Here is a 16390-nt window from a genome sequence, read left to right on the forward strand (position 1 = left end):
CCTGCGCTTCGCCATCCGCGAAGGTGGCCGCACCGTCGGCGCCGGCGTGGTCTCGAAGATCATCAAGTAAGCCTGCAGTACCGGCGGTTGCATAGCGCTGCCGGTCGCGCGAGTGGCGGGCCGGGAACCTCGGTCCGCCTTCGCCGTCTAAGGGAAGGCAAGTTTCAAAACGTACGCCAGTAGCTCAATTGGCAGAGCAGCGGTCTCCAAAACCGCAGGTTGGGGGTTCGAGTCCCTCCTGGCGTGCCATCTGCCCACCTTATCCAGCGGCCCTTGCCGCTAAAGCAGACACACCGGATGAATAGCAAGATCGAACATTCCAAGGACACCTCCGCCAGCGGTGGAGATATCGTCAAGTACGTTGCCGCATCTCTGCTGGTGCTGGCGGGTCTGTTCGTCTGGTTCTGGTTCTCCGCCGACTCCGGTCGCGCCGCCCAGCTGGGCGCGTGGGCGGGTCAGCTGCGTGCGTTGGCGGTCGTGGTCGGTCTGGTTGGCGGTATCGGCGTGTTCATGCTGACCGGCAAGGGGCGCGACACCCGCGAATTCCTCTCCGAGTCGCGCTTCGAACTGCGCAAGGTGGTCTGGCCGACGCGTCAGGAAGCCGTTCGCATGACCTGGGTCGTGATTGTCGTGGTGCTCATCCTCAGCCTGCTGCTGGGTGGCTTCGACTTCCTGATCCAGAAACTGACTCAGTGGTTCCTGAGCCGCTAAGGAGAATTGCATGAAGCGTTGGTACGTCGTTCACGCCTATTCGGGCTTTGAGAAGTCGGTGGCGCAGGCTCTGCGTGATCGCATCGTCCGTGATGGCATGGAAGAGCGCTTCGGCGACGTCCTGGTTCCGACCGAGGAAGTGATCGAAATGCGCGCCGGCCAGAAGCGCCGGTCCGAGCGCAAGTTCTTTCCGGGTTACGTGCTGGTCCAGATTGAGACCCACGAAGAGGCCGGTATTCCGCGCATCGACAACGAAAGCTGGCACCTGGTCAAGGAAACCCCGCGCGTGATGGGCTTCATCGGCGGTACCGCCGATCGTCCGCTGCCGATCGCCGATTCCGAAGCCGAGTCCATCCTGAACCGCGTTCAGGAAGGTGTCGAGAAGCCGCGTCCGAAGGTGCTGTTCGAGCCGGGCCAGATGGTCCGCGTCACCGATGGTCCGTTCAACGATTTCAACGGTGTGGTCGAAGAAGTCAACTACGAGAAGAGCCGTCTGCGCGTCTCGGTGCTGATCTTCGGTCGTGCCACCCCGGTCGAGCTCGAGTTCGGCCAGGTCGAGAAGCAGACCGGCTGATGCCCGGTGATGCTGCCGGCCACGGGCTGGCAGCCTTCAGGTCGCCCTCCCTGTTCAGACAGGGCGCCCAAAATCTGATATAGTGCGCGGCTCCCCGCTGGGAAGCCAGCAGGACGAGGCCACCGCAAGGTGGCCTTCGGCATGATTTCAAAACGCGATGCCGGGACGCGTGATTCCCGGTCCGATGGGGAGCCTGTTGTCGAAAGGCGCTAGCACCCGGAGAGTACTCACATGGCAAAGAAAGTTGTCGGTTACATCAAGCTGCAGGTGAAGGCCGGTCAGGCCAACCCCTCGCCGCCGGTCGGTCCTGCGCTGGGTCAGCGCGGCCTGAACATCATGGAATTCTGCAAGGCGTTCAACGCTGCCACGCAGAAGCTCGAGCCGGGTCTGCCGGTTCCGGTGATCATCACGGCCTACTCGGACCGTACGTTCACCTTCATCACCAAGAGCACCCCGGCCACCACCCTGCTGAAGAAGGCAGCTGGCATCTCGTCGGGCTCCAAGCGCCCGAACACCGAGAAGGTCGGCAAGGTCACCCGTAAGCAGCTGGAAGAGATCGCCAAGGCGAAGGAACCGGATCTGACTGCCGCCGACCTGGACGCCGCCGTGCGTACCATCGCTGGCTCTGCCCGTTCCATGGGCCTCGTGGTGGAGGGTTAAGAAGATGGCACAGACCAAGCGTGAGAAGGCCATCAAGGCCGCCGTCGTTCCGGGCAAGGCTTACGCCTTCGAGGACGCGATCAACATCCTGAAGAGCGCCACCAAGGCCAAGTTCGTCGAGTCGATCGACGTTGCTGTGCGCCTGGGCGTCGACGCGAAGAAGTCCGACCAGCAGGTCCGTGGCTCCACCGTCCTGCCGGCCGGTACCGGCAAGTCGGTCCGCGTTGCCGTGTTCGCTCCGGCCGGTGCCAAGGCTGATGAAGCCCTGGCCGCTGGCGCCGAAGCCGTCGGCATGGATGACCTGGCCGAGAAGATGCAGGCCGGCGATCTGAACTACGACGTCGTCATCGCGACCCCGGACGCCATGCGCGTTGTCGGTAAGCTGGGCACCGTGCTGGGCCCGCGCGGCCTGATGCCGAACCCGAAGGTCGGCACCGTTTCCCCGAACCCGGGTGAAGCCGTGAAGAACGCCAAGTCGGGCCAGGTCCGTTACCGCACCGACAAGGCTGGCATCATCCACTGCACCATCGGCAAGGCCGACTTCGCCGAAGACGCGCTGAAGTCGAACCTGACCGCGCTGCTGCTGGACCTGATCAAGGCCAAGCCGGCCACCTCGAAGGGCACCTACCTGCAGAAGGTTTCGGTCAGCTCGACGATGGGCCCGGGCGTCACCGTCGACCAGTCGTCGCTGACCCTGAAGTAATTGTTTCAAGCGGTCACGGTACTTTCGGGTGCCGTGACCGTGACATTTGAAGGCATCGCAGGCAGCCCACCGCCTGCGGTAGCCGTCAAAGACCGCAGGCGCGGTCGTGGCAGGGCCGGCGACGGGCACGGAAGCTCGATATGGCAGGGAGTCGCCGCCGGAACAGTCATGAACGCTTAATCGATTCCCCGGAATCACCCTGCGTAGATGGTGCCCTTCTGGAGTTTTTCTGGTTCACGCACGTCTGGGTTTCCCAGGTTGGCCCACTCCAGGTCTAGAACGGCCCACCCCCCGGAACATCATCCTGGTGTTCCCGGCGTCCAGGACGGATGCCGCACAGGACCGCACACGGCAGGAGCCGTAAGCGGAGTTCAATTGGAGGAGTGCAATGGCTCTCAATCTGTCCCAGAAGCAAGAAGTAGTCGCCGAGCTGGCAGACGTCGCCGCCAAGGCCCACTCCTTGATCGCAGCCGAATACGCTGGCACCACGGTCGCCCAGATGACCGCGATGCGCAAGCAGGCTCGTGAAACCGGTGTTTTCTTGAAGGTTGTCAAGAACACCCTGGCTTCGCGCGCCGTTGAAGGCACCGAGTTCGCCGTGGCCCAGGACCAGATGGTTGGTCCGCTGCTGTACGCGTTCTCGCTCGAGGAGCCCGGCGCTGCCGGTCGCCTGATCAAGGAAGCCGCCAAGGGCAACGACAAGCTGAAGGCTAAGGTCGTCGCCATCGGTGGCGAAGTGTTCCCGGCAAGCCACGTCGACGTGCTGGCCTCGCTGCCGACCCGCGATCAGGCCCTGGCCATGCTGGCCCGCGTCCTGACCGAGCCGGTCACGATGTTTGCCCGCGCCATCAAGGCTGTTGGCGAGAAGCAGGGTGGTGGCGAAACCGCCGCTGCCGAGCCGGCCGCCGAGACCGCCTGAGTTTCGACTTACCGTGGTTCCTGACGGAACCTCAACCCAGAAAATCATCCAAAGGTATTAATCATGTCCCTTACCAACGAACAGATCGTCGACGCCATCGCCGAGAAGTCCCTGATGGAAGTGATGGAGCTGGTCAAGGCCATCGAAGAGAAGTTCGGCGTCTCCGCCGCTGCTCCGGTTGCCGTGGCTGCTGCCGCTGGCCCGGCCGCTGCTGTTGAAGAGCAGACCGAGTTCACCGTCACCCTGAAGTCGGCCGGCGAGAAGAAGGTCGAAGTCATCAAGGCCGTCCGCGCCATCACCGGCCTGGGCCTGAAGGAAGCGAAGGACCTGGCCGAAGCCGGTGGCGTCCTGAAGGAAGGCGCTTCGAAGGACGACGCCGAGAAGATGAAGAAGGACCTGGAAGCTGCTGGCGCGACTGTCGAAGTCAAGTAAGCACTTCCTTTGCATCGTCATCGATTCTCGGCGATGCAGCCAAGGCTGGGGGCGTAAGCCCCCGGCCTTTGGTCGTTGTTGCAGGCCCGCGTACTGCGCGGGTGGAATCAGGCGGTAGAAAGCCCAACACGGGCTGCGGTCAAATCCCGGCACGCCCGCGCATCGCGCGGCAGCAGGGAAGTAGATGCAGACGAGTTGGCAGTTGGAAGTAGCGGGAGAAGGCGTGCTGGTGCCGGCAATACCAGCGACTTCCAACTGACAATTTCAAAGTTCCCTTCAGGGTCGTGGACGCACGGCCCGCACAACAAGGTGGAAGACCTCATGACGTCCTATTCGTTCACCGAAAAGAAGCGTATCCGCAAGGATTTCGGCAAGCAGCGCTCGATTCTCGAAGTGCCGTTCCTGCTCGCGATCCAGGTGGATTCCTACCGTGATTTCCTGCAGGAGAACATCGATCCGGCCAAGCGTGCCGATCATGGCCTGCACGCCGCGCTGAAGTCGGTCTTCCCGATCGCCAGCTACAGCGGCAATGCCGCCCTGGAGTACGTCGGCTACAAGCTGGGCGAGCCGGTCTTCGACGAACGTGAATGCCGCCAGCGCGGCATGAGCTACGGCGCTCCGCTGCGCGTGACCGTGCGCCTGGTGATCTACGACCGCGAGTCGTCGACCAAGGCCATCAAGTACGTGAAGGAGCAGGAGGTCTATCTGGGCGAAATCCCGCTGATGACCGAGAACGGCACCTTCATCGTCAACGGCACCGAGCGCGTCATCGTCTCGCAGCTGCACCGCTCGCCGGGCGTGTTCTTCGACCACGACCGCGGCAAGACCCACAGCTCGGGCAAGCTGTTGTACAGCGCCCGCATCATCCCCTACCGCGGTTCCTGGCTGGACTTCGAGTTCGACCCGAAGGACGCGCTGTTCACCCGTATCGACCGCCGCCGCAAGCTGCCGGTGTCGATCCTGCTGCGCGCGCTTGGCTACAGCAACGAAGAGATGCTGGCCGAGTTCTTCGAGATCAACACCTTCCACATCAACCCGGATGAAGGCGTCCAGCTGGAGCTGGTGCCGGAGCGCCTGCGTGGCGAAACCCTGGGCTTCGACCTCGCCGACGGCGACAAGGTCATCGTGGAAGCCGGCAAGCGCATCACCGCGCGCCACATCAAGCAGCTGGAAGCCTCGGGCATTGCGGCCCTGGCCGTGCCGGACGACTACTTGGTCGGCCGCATCCTGTCGCACGACGTGGTTGATGCCTCGACCGGCGAACTGCTGGCCCAGGCCAATGACGAGATCAGCGAAGAGCAGCTGCAGAACTTCCGCAAGGCAGGCGTCGATGCGGTCGGTACCCTGTGGGTGAACGACCTGGATCGTGGTCCGTACCTGTCCAACACCCTGCGCATCGATCCGACCAAGACCCAGCTGGAAGCACTGGTCGAGATCTACCGCATGATGCGTCCGGGCGAGCCGCCGACCAAGGACGCCGCGCAGAACCTGTTCCACAACCTGTTCTTCACCTTCGAGCGCTACGACCTGTCCGCGGTCGGCCGCATGAAGTTCAACCGTCGCGTGGGCCGCAAGGAAACCACCGGCGAAGCCGTGCTGTACGACAGCAAGTACTTCGGTGAGCGCAACGACGAAGAGTCCAAGCGCCTGGTCGCTGCCCATGGCGACAGCTCCGACATCCTGGACGTGATCAAGGTCCTGACCGAGATCCGCAATGGTCGCGGCGTGGTCGACGACATCGATCACCTGGGCAACCGTCGCGTGCGTTCGGTCGGTGAAATGGCCGAGAACGTGTTCCGCGTCGGCCTGGTCCGCGTCGAGCGCGCGGTCAAGGAACGCCTGTCGATGGCCGAGTCCGAAGGCCTGACGCCGCAGGAACTGATCAACGCCAAGCCGGTCGCTGCCGCCATCAAGGAGTTCTTCGGCTCCTCGCAGCTGTCGCAGTTCATGGATCAGAACAACCCGCTGTCGGAAGTGACCCACAAGCGTCGCGTCTCGGCCCTGGGCCCGGGCGGCCTGACCCGTGAGCGCGCCGGCTTCGAAGTGCGCGACGTGCACCCGACCCACTACGGCCGCGTCTGCACCATCGAAACGCCGGAAGGCCCGAACATCGGCCTGATCAACTCGCTGGCCGTGTACGCCCGCACCAACCAGTACGGTTTCCTCGAGACCCCGTACCGCAAGGTCGTGGACGGCAAGGTCTCCGACGAGATCGAGTTCCTGTCGGCGATCGAGGAAAACGAGTACGTCATCGCCCAGGCCAACGCCCTGACCGATGCCAAGAGCATGCTGACCGAGCAGTTCGTGCCGTGCCGCTACCAGGGCGAGTCGCTGCTGAAGCCGCCGGCGGAGGTCCACTTCATGGACGTCTCGCCGATGCAGACCGTGTCGATCGCGGCCGCGCTGGTGCCGTTCCTGGAGCACGATGACGCCAACCGCGCACTGATGGGCGCGAACATGCAGCGTCAGGCCGTGCCGACCCTGCGTTCGCAGAAGCCACTGGTCGGCACCGGCATCGAGCGCGCCGTGGCGCGTGACTCCGGTGTGACCGTGAACGCCCGTCGTGGCGGTGAGATCGTGCAGATCGACGCCGCCCGCATCGTGGTCAAGGTGGTCGAGGAAGAGATCGTCGGTGCCACCGACGCCGGCGTCGACATCTACAACCTGGTCAAGTACACCCGTTCCAACCAGAACACCTGCATCAACCAGCGTCCGCTGGTCCAGGTGGGTGACGTCATCGCCCGCGGCGACGTGCTGGCCGACGGTCCGTCCACCGACATCGGCGAACTGGCCCTGGGCCAGAACATGCTGATCGCGTTCATGCCGTGGAACGGCTACAACTTCGAAGACTCCATCCTGCTCTCCGAACGCGTGGTGGAAGAGGATCGCTACACCACGATCCACATCGAAGAGCTGACCTGCGTCGCGCGCGACACCAAGCTGGGGCCGGAGGAAATCTCCGCCGACATCCCGAACGTTTCCGAGCAGGCGCTGAACCGCCTGGACGAGAGCGGCGTGGTGTACATCGGTGCGGAAGTCCGCGCCGGCGACATCCTGGTCGGCAAGGTCACGCCGAAGGGCGAGAGCCAGCTGACCCCGGAAGAGAAGCTGCTGCGCGCGATCTTCGGCGAGAAGGCTTCGGACGTTAAGGACAGCTCGCTGCGCGTTCCGCCGGGCATGGACGGCACCGTCATCGACGTGCAGGTCTTCACCCGCGACGGCATCGAGAAGGACAAGCGTGCGCGCCAGATCGAAGAGTCGGAAATCAAGCGCGTCAAGAAGGACTTCGACGACCAGTTCCGCATCCTGGAAGCCGCCATCTACATGCGTCTGCGTTCGCAGATCGTCGGCAAGGTGGTCAACGGCGGTGCCGGCCTGAAGAAGGGTGACGTCATCACCGACGCGTACCTGGACGGCCTGAAGAAGGCTGACTGGTTCGTGCTGCGCATGAAGGACGAGGACGCTTCGGAAGCCATCGAGCGCGCCCAGAAGCAGATCCAGGCGCACGAGAAGGAATTCGAGCGTCGCTTCGCCGACAAGCGCGGCAAGATCACCGCAGGCGACGACCTGGCTCCGGGCGTGCTGAAGATGGTCAAGGTGTTCCTGGCCGTGAAGCGCCGCATCCAGCCGGGCGACAAGATGGCGGGTCGCCACGGCAACAAGGGTGTGGTGTCCAACGTGGTGCCGGTCGAGGACATGCCGTACATGGCCTCGGGCGAAACCGTGGACATCGTGCTGAACCCGCTGGGCGTGCCGTCGCGTATGAACATCGGCCAGATCCTGGAAGTGCACCTGGGCTGGGCCGCCAAGGGCCTGGGCCGCAAGATCCAGGCAATGCTGGAAGCCCAGGCGGCCGTTGCCGACCTGCGCCGGTTCCTGGACGACATCTACAACCACGATGACACCAACGTGGCCAACCGTGTCGACCTGTCGCAGTTCAGCGACGAGGAGCTGCTGCGCCTGGCCCGCAACCTCACCGACGGCGTGCCGATGGCCACCCCGGTGTTCGACGGTGCCACCGAAGCGGAAATCAAGCGCATGCTGGAACTGGCCGATCTGCCGAGCAGTGGCCAGACCCAGCTGTACGACGGCCGCACCGGTGAAGCGTTCGATCGCCACACCACCGTGGGTTACATGCACTACCTGAAGCTGAACCACCTGGTCGACGACAAGATGCACGCGCGTTCGACCGGTCCGTACTCGCTCGTTACCCAGCAGCCGCTGGGCGGCAAGGCGCAGTTCGGTGGCCAGCGCTTCGGTGAAATGGAAGTCTGGGCGCTGGAAGCCTACGGCGCGGCCTACACCCTGCAGGAAATGCTGACGGTGAAGTCCGATGACGTGCAGGGCCGCAACCAGATGTACAAGAACATCGTCGACGGTGAGCACGAGATGGTCGCGGGCATGCCGGAATCCTTCAACGTGCTCGTGAAGGAAATCCGCTCGCTGGCCATCAACATGGAACTGGAAGACAACTGATCCATGCCGGCGCGGCGGCTCTCTCCGCCGCGCCGCTGGCAGTGACCTGAAAGCCCATCGACACAGCATTCCTCCTTCTGGAGAACACCATGAAAGACCTGCTCAATCTCTTCAACCAGCAGCGCCAGACGCTGGACTTCGACGCGATCAAGATCGCGCTGGCTTCGCCGGACCTGATCCGCTCGTGGTCCTTCGGCGAAGTGAAGAAGCCGGAAACCATCAATTACCGTACCTTCAAGCCGGAACGCGACGGCCTGTTCTGCGCCGCCATCTTCGGCCCGGTCAAGGACTACGAGTGCCTGTGCGGCAAGTACAAGCGCATGAAGCACCGCGGCGTGGTCTGCGAGAAGTGCGGCACTGAAGTGACCCTGGCCAAGGTGCGCCGCGAGCGCATGGGCCACATCGACCTGGCCTCGCCGGTCGCGCACATCTGGTTCCTCAAGTCGCTGCCGTCGCGCATCGGCCTGATGCTGGACATGACCCTGCGCGACATCGAGCGCGTGCTGTACTTCGAAGCCTACGTGGTGACCGAGCCGGGCCTGACCGCCCTGGAGCGCCGCCAGCTGCTGACCGAAGAACAGTACCTGCAGGCCCGCCAGGAGCACGGTGACGACTTCGACGCCGCCATGGGCGCCGAGGCCGTGTACGAACTGCTGCGTACGATCGACCTGCAGTCGGAGATGACCCGCCTGCGCGAGGAGATCGCCGCGACCGGTTCGGAAACCAAGCTGAAGCGACTGACCAAGCGCATCAAGCTGATCGAGGCCTTCCTGGAGTCGGGCAACCGTCCGGAATGGATGGTGATGACCGTGCTGCCGGTGCTGCCGCCGGACCTGCGTCCGCTGGTGCCGCTGGACGGTGGCCGCTTCGCGACCTCCGACCTGAACGACCTGTACCGCCGCGTCATCAACCGCAACAACCGCCTGCGCCGCCTGCTCGAACTGAGCGCGCCGGACATCATCGTGCGCAATGAAAAGCGCATGCTGCAGGAATCGGTCGATGCGCTGCTGGACAACGGTCGCCGTGGCCGTGCCATCACCGGCACCAACAAGCGCCCGCTGAAGTCGCTGGCCGACATGATCAAGGGCAAGCAGGGTCGCTTCCGTCAGAACCTGCTGGGCAAGCGCGTGGACTACTCGGGCCGTTCGGTCATCGTGGTCGGTCCGTACCTGCGCCTGCACCAGTGCGGCCTGCCGAAGAAGATGGCGCTGGAGCTGTTCAAGCCGTTCGTGTTCGCCAAGCTGCAGCGTCGTGGCCTGGCCACCACCATCAAGGCCGCCAAGAAGCTGGTCGAGCGCGAAGAAGCCGAAGTCTGGGACATCCTGGAAGAGGTCATCCGCGAGCATCCGGTGATGCTGAACCGCGCGCCGACCCTGCACCGTCTGGGCATCCAGGCGTTCGAGCCGGTGCTGATCGAAGGCAAGGCCATCCAGCTGCATCCGCTGGTCTGCACCGCGTTCAACGCCGACTTCGACGGTGACCAGATGGCCGTCCACGTGCCGCTCTCGCTGGAAGCCCAGCTGGAAGCGCGTGCGCTGATGATGTCGACCAACAACATCCTGTCGCCGGCCAACGGCGAGCCGATCATCGTGCCGTCGCAGGACGTCGTGCTGGGTCTGTACTACATGACCCGCTCCCTGGAAAACAAGAAGGGCGAGGGCATGGCCTTCGCCAACATCGCCGAAGTCAAGCGCGCCTACGACAACCGCGTGGTGGAACTGCACGCCAAGGTCAAGGTCCGCATCACCGAAGTGGTGACCGACGAGGAAGGCAACAAGCAGAACAAGACCTCGATCGTGGATACCACGATCGGTCGCGCCCTGCTGGCTGAAATCCTGCCGGAAGGCCTGCCGTTCGCGCTGGCCAACACCGAGCTGACCAAGAAGAACATCTCGCGCCTGATCAACTCCAGCTACCGTCAGCTGGGTCTGAAGGACACGGTCGTGTTCGCCGACAAGCTGATGTACACCGGCTTCGCCTACGCAACCCGCGCCGGCGTGTCGATCGGTATCGACGACATGCTGATCCCGGACGAAAAGCGCGGCATCCTCACCGAGGCCGAAGCCGAAGTGCTGGAAATCCAGGAGCAGTACCAGTCGGGTCTGGTCACCGCTGGCGAGCGCTACAACAAGGTGGTCGACATCTGGTCGCGCACCAACGAGCGCATCGCCAAGGCGATGATGGACACCATCGGTACCGAGAAGGTCGTCAATGCCAAGGGTGAGACCATCGATCAGAAGTCGATGAACTCGCTGTACATCATGGCCGACTCCGGTGCACGAGGCAGCCAGGCGCAGATCCGTCAGCTGGCCGGCATGCGCGGCCTGATGGCCCGCCCGGACGGCTCGATCATCGAGACGCCCATCAAGGCGAACTTCCGCGAAGGCCTGAACGTGCAGGAGTACTTCAACTCCACCCACGGTGCCCGTAAGGGTCTGGCCGATACCGCGCTGAAGACCGCGAACTCGGGTTACCTGACCCGTCGACTGGTCGACGTGGCGCAGGACGTGGTGATCACCGAGGTGGATTGCGGTACCACCGAAGGCCTGATCATGACCCCGATCGTGGAAGGCGGTGACGTGGTCGAGCCGCTGAAGGACCGCGTGCTGGGTCGCGTGGTTGCCGAGGACGTGTTCCTGCCGGGCAACGACGAAGATCCGATCGTCACCCGCAACACCCTGCTGGACGAGCAGTGGGTCGCCAAGCTGGAAGATGCCGGCGTGCAGAGCATCAAGGTGCGTTCGACGATTTCGTGCGAATCGGCCTTCGGTGTCTGCGCTCGCTGCTACGGCCGCGATCTGGCCCGTGGCCATCTGGTCAACATCGGTGAAGCGGTCGGCGTCATCGCCGCCCAGTCCATCGGTGAGCCGGGTACCCAGCTGACCATGCGTACCTTCCACATCGGTGGTGCGGCGTCGCGAGCTGCTGCGGTCGACAACATCACCGTCAAGACCACCGGCTCGGTCAAGTTCAGCAACCTCAAGTCGGTCGAGCATGCCAACGGCTCGCTGGTGGCAGTGTCGCGCTCGGGCGAAATCTCGGTGCTCGATGCCCACGGCCGTGAGCGTGAGCGTTACAAGCTGCCGTACGGTGCGACCATCACGTCCAAGGACGGCGATGCGATCAAGGCTGGCCAGACCGTGGCCAACTGGGATCCGCATAACCACCCGATCGTGTCGGAAGTGGCCGGCTTCATCCGCTTCATCGACTTCGTCGACGGCATCACCGTCATCGAGAAGACCGACGAGCTGACCGGCCTGGCCTCGCGCGAAATCACCGATCCGAAGCGTCGTGGTACCCAGGCCAAGGACCTGCGCCCGATCGTGCGCATCGTCGACGCCAAGGGCAACGACCTGTCAATCCCGGGCACCGATCTGCCGGCGCAGTACCTGCTGCCGCCGCGCTCGATCGTCAACCTGCAGGATGGCGCCCCGGTGGGCGTGGGCGACGTCGTCGCCAAGATCCCGCAGGAAGCCTCGAAGACCCGCGACATCACCGGTGGTCTGCCGCGCGTGGCCGACCTCTTCGAAGCGCGCAAGCCGAAGGATCCGGCGGTGCTGGCCGAGCGTTCGGGCATCATCAGCTTCGGCAAGGACACCAAGGGCAAGCAGCGCCTGATCATCAAGGACACCGATGGTTCGGAGCACGAAGAGCTGATTCCGAAGTACCGCCAGGTCATCGTGTTCGAAGGCGAGCATGTCACCAAGGGTGAAACCATCGTTGACGGCGAGCCGAGCCCGCAGGACATCCTGCGCCTGCTGGGTGTCGAACCGCTGGCGGCCTACCTGGTCAAGGAAATCCAGGACGTGTACCGCCTGCAGGGCGTGAAGATCAACGACAAGCACATCGAGGTGATCACCCGCCAGATGCTGCGCAAGGTCGAGATCACCGATCAGGGCAGCAGCAAGTTCCTGAACGGCGAGCAGGTCGAACGCCAGCGCGTTATCGAGGAGAATGCCCGCCTGTCGACCCGCAACGAGCTGCCGGCGCGGTTCGATCCGGTCCTGCTGGGCATCACCAAGGCCTCGCTGGCCACCGAGTCGTTCATCTCGGCGGCGTCGTTCCAGGAGACCACCCGCGTGCTGACCGAAGCGGCCGTGCGCGGCACCTCGGACAACCTGCGTGGCCTGAAGGAAAACGTCATCGTCGGCCGTCTGATTCCGGCCGGTACCGGTCTGGCGTACCACAGCCAGCGCCGTCGTGGCGCGTCCGGCCTCACCGAGTCGGAGATGCAGACCCTGGCCGGCACCCCGGCGGCGGTCGAGGCTCCGGCAGTGGAAGCCGAGACCGAACAGGCTGCGGGCGAGGAATGAGGTGACCGGTCCGGCCGCAAGGCCGGACCCACCTTTGCGGTAACGCCCGGGGACATGCCCGGGCGGGCTTGAAGGGCAGGGCGGCGCAGGCCGTCCGACCTGGCTGTAGCGGCAGGCGGCTCCATCCGTGGAGGGCCGGTCGAACCTGAACGGGGTACATGGAGGCCCCCCAGTAACGTTCCGGGATCAGGGACGGGCTTGACAGGACGCGTTTGACGTCGTTCCTGGCAGGTTGCTACAATCGTCTGTCTCAGCAGGCCAGAATTTTGGCCTGCTTTAACATTTCCGCATCTCTGGCCGGATTTTCCGGCCACCAATCAGAAGAACCTACTGATGGCGACGATCAACCAGCTGGTCCGCAAGCCGCGGCAAGCGACCACCTACAAGAGTGCCTCGCCGGCGCTCGACAAGTGCCCGCAGCGCCGTGGCGTCTGCACCCGTGTCTACACCACCACTCCGAAGAAGCCGAACTCGGCCCTTCGCAAGGTTGCCAAGGTCCGCCTGACCAACCAGGAAGAAGTGATTTCCTACATCGGTGGTGAAGGCCACAACCTGCAGGAGCACTCCGTGGTCCTGATCCGCGGCGGTCGCGTCAAGGACCTGCCGGGTGTGCGTTACCACACCGTTCGTGGCTCGCTCGACGCCGCCGGCGTTGCCAAGCGTCGCCAGGCCCGTTCCAAGTACGGCGCCAAGCGTCCGAAGGCCTAAGGAGAGAGCACTATGTCGCGTAAGGGTAATACTCCGCAGCGTTCCGTCCTGCCCGATCCGAAGCACGGAAGCGAAACCATCGCCCGCTTCATCAACATGGTCATGCAGAGCGGCAAGAAGTCCGTCGCCGAAAAGATCGTGTACGGCGCCATGGACGTGATCACCGAGAAGAACAGCAGCGCCAACGCCATCGAGCTGGTACAGAAGGCGCTGGACAACGTCGCTCCGGCGGTCGAAGTCAAGTCGCGTCGCGTCGGCGGTGCCACCTACCAGGTGCCGGTCGAAGTGCGTGCCTCGCGCAAGATGGCTCTGGCCATGCGCTGGCTGATCGACTCCGCGCGCAAGCGTGGTGAGAACACCATGCCGAAGAAGCTGGCTGCTGAACTGATCGACGCCTCGGAAAACCGTGGTGGCGCCATCAAGAAGCGCGAAGAAACCCACCGCATGGCCGAAGCCAACAAGGCATTCGCCCACTACCGCTGGTGAGTTTGACGGCCTTGCAAAACAGGCAGGGCAGCACCACCTAGGTGCTGCCTCGCGGTCCCAGAAGGACTGCGCCAACCCGAAGGCCGCCGAAAGGCGGCGTTCGGCCATCCGAAATCCAAGAAATCTGAGAGGCTCCCCGTGGCCCGTTCCACTCCCATCGAGCGTTACCGTAACTTCGGCATCATGGCTCACATCGATGCCGGCAAGACCACCACGTCCGAGCGCATCCTGTTCTACACCGGCAAGAGCCACAAGATCGGTGAAGTGCATGACGGCGCCGCCACCATGGACTGGATGGAGCAGGAGCAGGAGCGTGGCATCACGATCCAGTCCGCTGCCACCACCGCGTTCTGGAAGGGCATGGACAAGTCCCTGCCGGAGCATCGCTTCAACATCATCGACACCCCCGGGCACGTCGACTTCACCATCGAAGTGGAGCGCTCGCTGCGCGTGCTCGACGGTGCGGTGTTCGTGCTGTGTGCCGTCGGTGGCGTGCAGCCGCAGTCGGAAACCGTGTGGCGTCAGGCCAACAAGTACCACGTGCCGCGCATCGCGTTCGTCAACAAGATGGACCGTACCGGTGCCAACTTCCAGAAGGTCGTCGGCCAGCTGAAGGCCAAGCTGGGCGCGGTTGCCGTGCCGATGCAGCTGCCGATCGGCGCTGAAGACAACTTCAAGGGCGTCGTCGACCTGCTGAAGATGAAGGCCATCCACTGGGATGAAGCCTCGCAGGGCATGAAGTTCGAGTACAGCGACATCCCGGCTGAACTGCAGGCGGCTGCTGAAGAAGCCCGCCAGTTCATGGTCGAGACCGCTGCCGAAGCCAGCGAAGAGCTGATGGAGAAGTACCTGGGCGGCGAAGAGCTGGCCGAGGCTGAAATCATCAACGCGCTGCGTACCCGCACCCTGGCCACCGAGATCGTGCCGATGTACTGCGGCTCGGCGTTCAAGAACAAGGGCGTGCAGGCCATGCTGGACGGCGTGATCCAGCTGCTGCCGTCGCCGGTCGATGTGCCGGACGTGAAGGGCGTGGACGTCGACGACGATACCGTCGAGATGACCCGCAAGTCGGACGACAAGGCGCCGTTCTCGTCGCTGGCCTTCAAGATCATCACCGACCCGTTCGTCGGCGCGCTGACCTTCTTCCGCGTCTACTCGGGCACGCTGAACGGTGGTGACACCGTGCTGAACTCGGTGAAGGGCAAGAAGGAGCGCATCGGCCGCATCCTGCAGATGCACTCGAACAACCGCGAGGAAATCAAGGAAGTTCTGGCGGGTGACATCGCTGCGGCCGTGGGCCTGAAGGACACCACCACCGGTGACACCCTGTGCGCCGTGGACGCCCCGATCATCCTGGAGCGCATGACGTTCCCGGAGCCGGTGATCTCGATGGCCGTCGAGCCGAAGACCAAGTCGGACCAGGAAAAGATGGGTCTGGCCCTGGGTCGTCTGGCGCAGGAAGATCCGTCGTTCCGCGTCAAGACCGACGAAGAATCCGGCCAGACCATCATCTCCGGCATGGGCGAACTGCACCTGGACATCATCGTCGACCGCCTCAAGCGCGAGTTCAACGTTGAAGCCAACGTCGGTGCGCCGCAGGTGGCCTACCGCGAAACGATCACCCTGGCCGACGTCAAGTCGGACTACAAGCACGCCAAGCAGTCCGGTGGTAAGGGTCAGTACGGTCACGTCGTGATCGAGCTGTCGCCGATCACCGCTGAAGACCGTGCCGATCCGAAGCTGGCTCCGGCCATCAAGGACGACTTCCTGTTCATCAACGACATCACCGGCGGCGTGATCCCGAAGGAATTCATTCCGTCTGTCGAGAAGGGCCTGCGCGAAACCATCACCAGCGGCCCGCTGGCTGGCTTCCCGGTCGTGGACGTCAAGGTGAAGCTGGTGTTCGGTTCGTACCACGACGTCGACTCCTCGGAAATGGCGTTCAAGCTGGCTTCGTCGATGGCCTTCAAGCAGGGCTTCGCCAAGGCCAAGCCGGTGCTGCTGGAGCCGATCATGAAGGTCGAGATCGTGACCCCGGAGGATTACCAGGGTGACGTGATGGGCGACGTCAGCCGTCGTCGCGGCGTGCTGCAGGGTTCCGACACCACCGGTGACGGTTCGGCCAGCATCATCAACGCGATGATCCCGCTGGGTGAAATGTTCGGCTACGCCACTGCGCTGCGTTCGCAGACCCAGGGCCGCGCCACCTTCACCATGGAATTCGATCACTACGAGCCGGCTCCGACCAACATCGCCGAAGCCGTCATGAAGAAGGGCTGAGCCTCGCTCAGCCTCTCTTGAAACCACTTACGAACAATCAAGGTATATAACAATGGCAAAGGGTAAGTTCGAGCGCACCAAGCCGCACGTCAACGTCGGCACCATCGGTCACGTCGACCACGGCAAGA

11 protein-coding genes, 1 tRNA gene and 1 pseudogene are annotated in these 16390 nt (G+C 63.6%); all 13 read left to right on the top strand.

The genetic code is table 11. The features are described 5' to 3' along the window. A pseudogene (locus QMZ25_RS18775) lies at nt 1-70 on the top strand (elongation factor Tu); the annotation flags it as partial. A gap of 103 nt (nt 71-173) precedes the next feature. Further along, nucleotides 174-249: transfer RNA gene (locus QMZ25_RS18780), tRNA-Trp, on the top strand. Nucleotides 250-297: 48 nt separating this feature from the next. Next, nucleotides 298-711: a preprotein translocase subunit SecE gene (gene secE, locus QMZ25_RS18785; RefSeq protein WP_053519951.1), complete on the top strand. Its 414-nt coding sequence runs from the start codon at nt 298-300 to the stop codon at nt 709-711. A 10-nt stretch (nt 712-721) separates the two neighbouring features. Continuing rightward, nucleotides 722-1285, top strand: coding sequence for a transcription termination/antitermination protein NusG (nusG, locus tag QMZ25_RS18790; RefSeq protein WP_053519952.1), 564 nt, complete (start codon nt 722-724; stop codon nt 1283-1285). A gap of 231 nt (nt 1286-1516) precedes the next feature. Next, nucleotides 1517-1945: a 50S ribosomal protein L11 gene (gene rplK, locus QMZ25_RS18795; protein WP_004145248.1), complete on the top strand. Its 429-nt coding sequence runs from the start codon at nt 1517-1519 to the stop codon at nt 1943-1945. 4 nt (nt 1946-1949) lie between these two features. After that, complete coding sequence (gene rplA, locus QMZ25_RS18800; protein ID WP_004154350.1) at nt 1950-2648, top strand: 50S ribosomal protein L1; 699 nt, start codon at nt 1950-1952, stop codon at nt 2646-2648. A gap of 388 nt (nt 2649-3036) precedes the next feature. Next, a complete protein-coding gene (gene rplJ / locus QMZ25_RS18805; protein WP_053519953.1) occupies nt 3037-3567 on the top strand; it encodes a 50S ribosomal protein L10 in 531 nt (176 codons plus the stop codon). Nucleotides 3568-3630: 63 nt separating this feature from the next. Continuing rightward, entirely contained in the window at nt 3631-3999 is a 369-nt protein-coding gene (rplL, locus tag QMZ25_RS18810) for a 50S ribosomal protein L7/L12 (protein ID WP_053519954.1), read from the top strand. Between the two features lie 321 nt (nt 4000-4320). After that, entirely contained in the window at nt 4321-8475 is a 4155-nt protein-coding gene (gene rpoB, locus QMZ25_RS18815) for a DNA-directed RNA polymerase subunit beta (protein ID WP_053519955.1), read from the top strand. 89 nt (nt 8476-8564) lie between these two features. After that, complete coding sequence (rpoC, locus tag QMZ25_RS18820; RefSeq protein WP_053519956.1) at nt 8565-12788, top strand: DNA-directed RNA polymerase subunit beta'; 4224 nt, start codon at nt 8565-8567, stop codon at nt 12786-12788. 333 nt (nt 12789-13121) lie between these two features. Beyond that, a complete protein-coding gene (gene rpsL, locus QMZ25_RS18825) occupies nt 13122-13496 on the top strand; it encodes a 30S ribosomal protein S12 (protein ID WP_004145320.1) in 375 nt (124 codons plus the stop codon). A 12-nt stretch (nt 13497-13508) separates the two neighbouring features. Continuing rightward, nucleotides 13509-13982 (top strand): 30S ribosomal protein S7, encoded by a 474-nt coding sequence (gene rpsG / locus QMZ25_RS18830; protein WP_053519957.1) that lies wholly within the window; start codon nt 13509-13511, stop codon nt 13980-13982. 138 nt (nt 13983-14120) lie between these two features. After that, nucleotides 14121-16262 carry an elongation factor G gene (fusA, locus tag QMZ25_RS18835; RefSeq protein ID WP_049470847.1) on the top strand — a complete coding sequence of 714 codons (2142 nt, stop codon included), beginning with the start codon at nt 14121-14123 and terminating at the stop codon, nt 16260-16262. Nucleotides 16263-16390: the final 128 nt, after the last annotated feature.

The sequence above is a fragment of the Stenotrophomonas sp. RS-48 genome, assembly GCF_030053245.1.
GTDB lineage: Bacteria > Pseudomonadota > Gammaproteobacteria > Xanthomonadales > Xanthomonadaceae > Stenotrophomonas > Stenotrophomonas maltophilia_P.

Bases quoted from the DNA above. Each gene is read 5' to 3' on its own strand.
- secE (WP_053519951.1), top strand. From the start codon at position 298: ATGAATAGCAAGATCGAACATTCCAAGGACACCTCCGCCAGCGGTGGA.
- rplA (WP_004154350.1), top strand. From the start codon at position 1,950: ATGGCACAGACCAAGCGTGAGAAGGCCATCAAGGCCGCCGTCGTTCCG.
- nusG (WP_053519952.1), top strand. From the start codon at position 722: ATGAAGCGTTGGTACGTCGTTCACGCCTATTCGGGCTTTGAGAAGTCG.
- rpoB (WP_053519955.1), top strand. From the start codon at position 4,321: ATGACGTCCTATTCGTTCACCGAAAAGAAGCGTATCCGCAAGGATTTC.
- rplL (WP_053519954.1), top strand. From the start codon at position 3,631: ATGTCCCTTACCAACGAACAGATCGTCGACGCCATCGCCGAGAAGTCC.
- rpsG (WP_053519957.1), top strand. From the start codon at position 13,509: ATGTCGCGTAAGGGTAATACTCCGCAGCGTTCCGTCCTGCCCGATCCG.
- rplJ (WP_053519953.1), top strand. From the start codon at position 3,037: ATGGCTCTCAATCTGTCCCAGAAGCAAGAAGTAGTCGCCGAGCTGGCA.
- rpoC (WP_053519956.1), top strand. From the start codon at position 8,565: ATGAAAGACCTGCTCAATCTCTTCAACCAGCAGCGCCAGACGCTGGAC.
- rplK (WP_004145248.1), top strand. From the start codon at position 1,517: ATGGCAAAGAAAGTTGTCGGTTACATCAAGCTGCAGGTGAAGGCCGGT.
- rpsL (WP_004145320.1), top strand. From the start codon at position 13,122: ATGGCGACGATCAACCAGCTGGTCCGCAAGCCGCGGCAAGCGACCACC.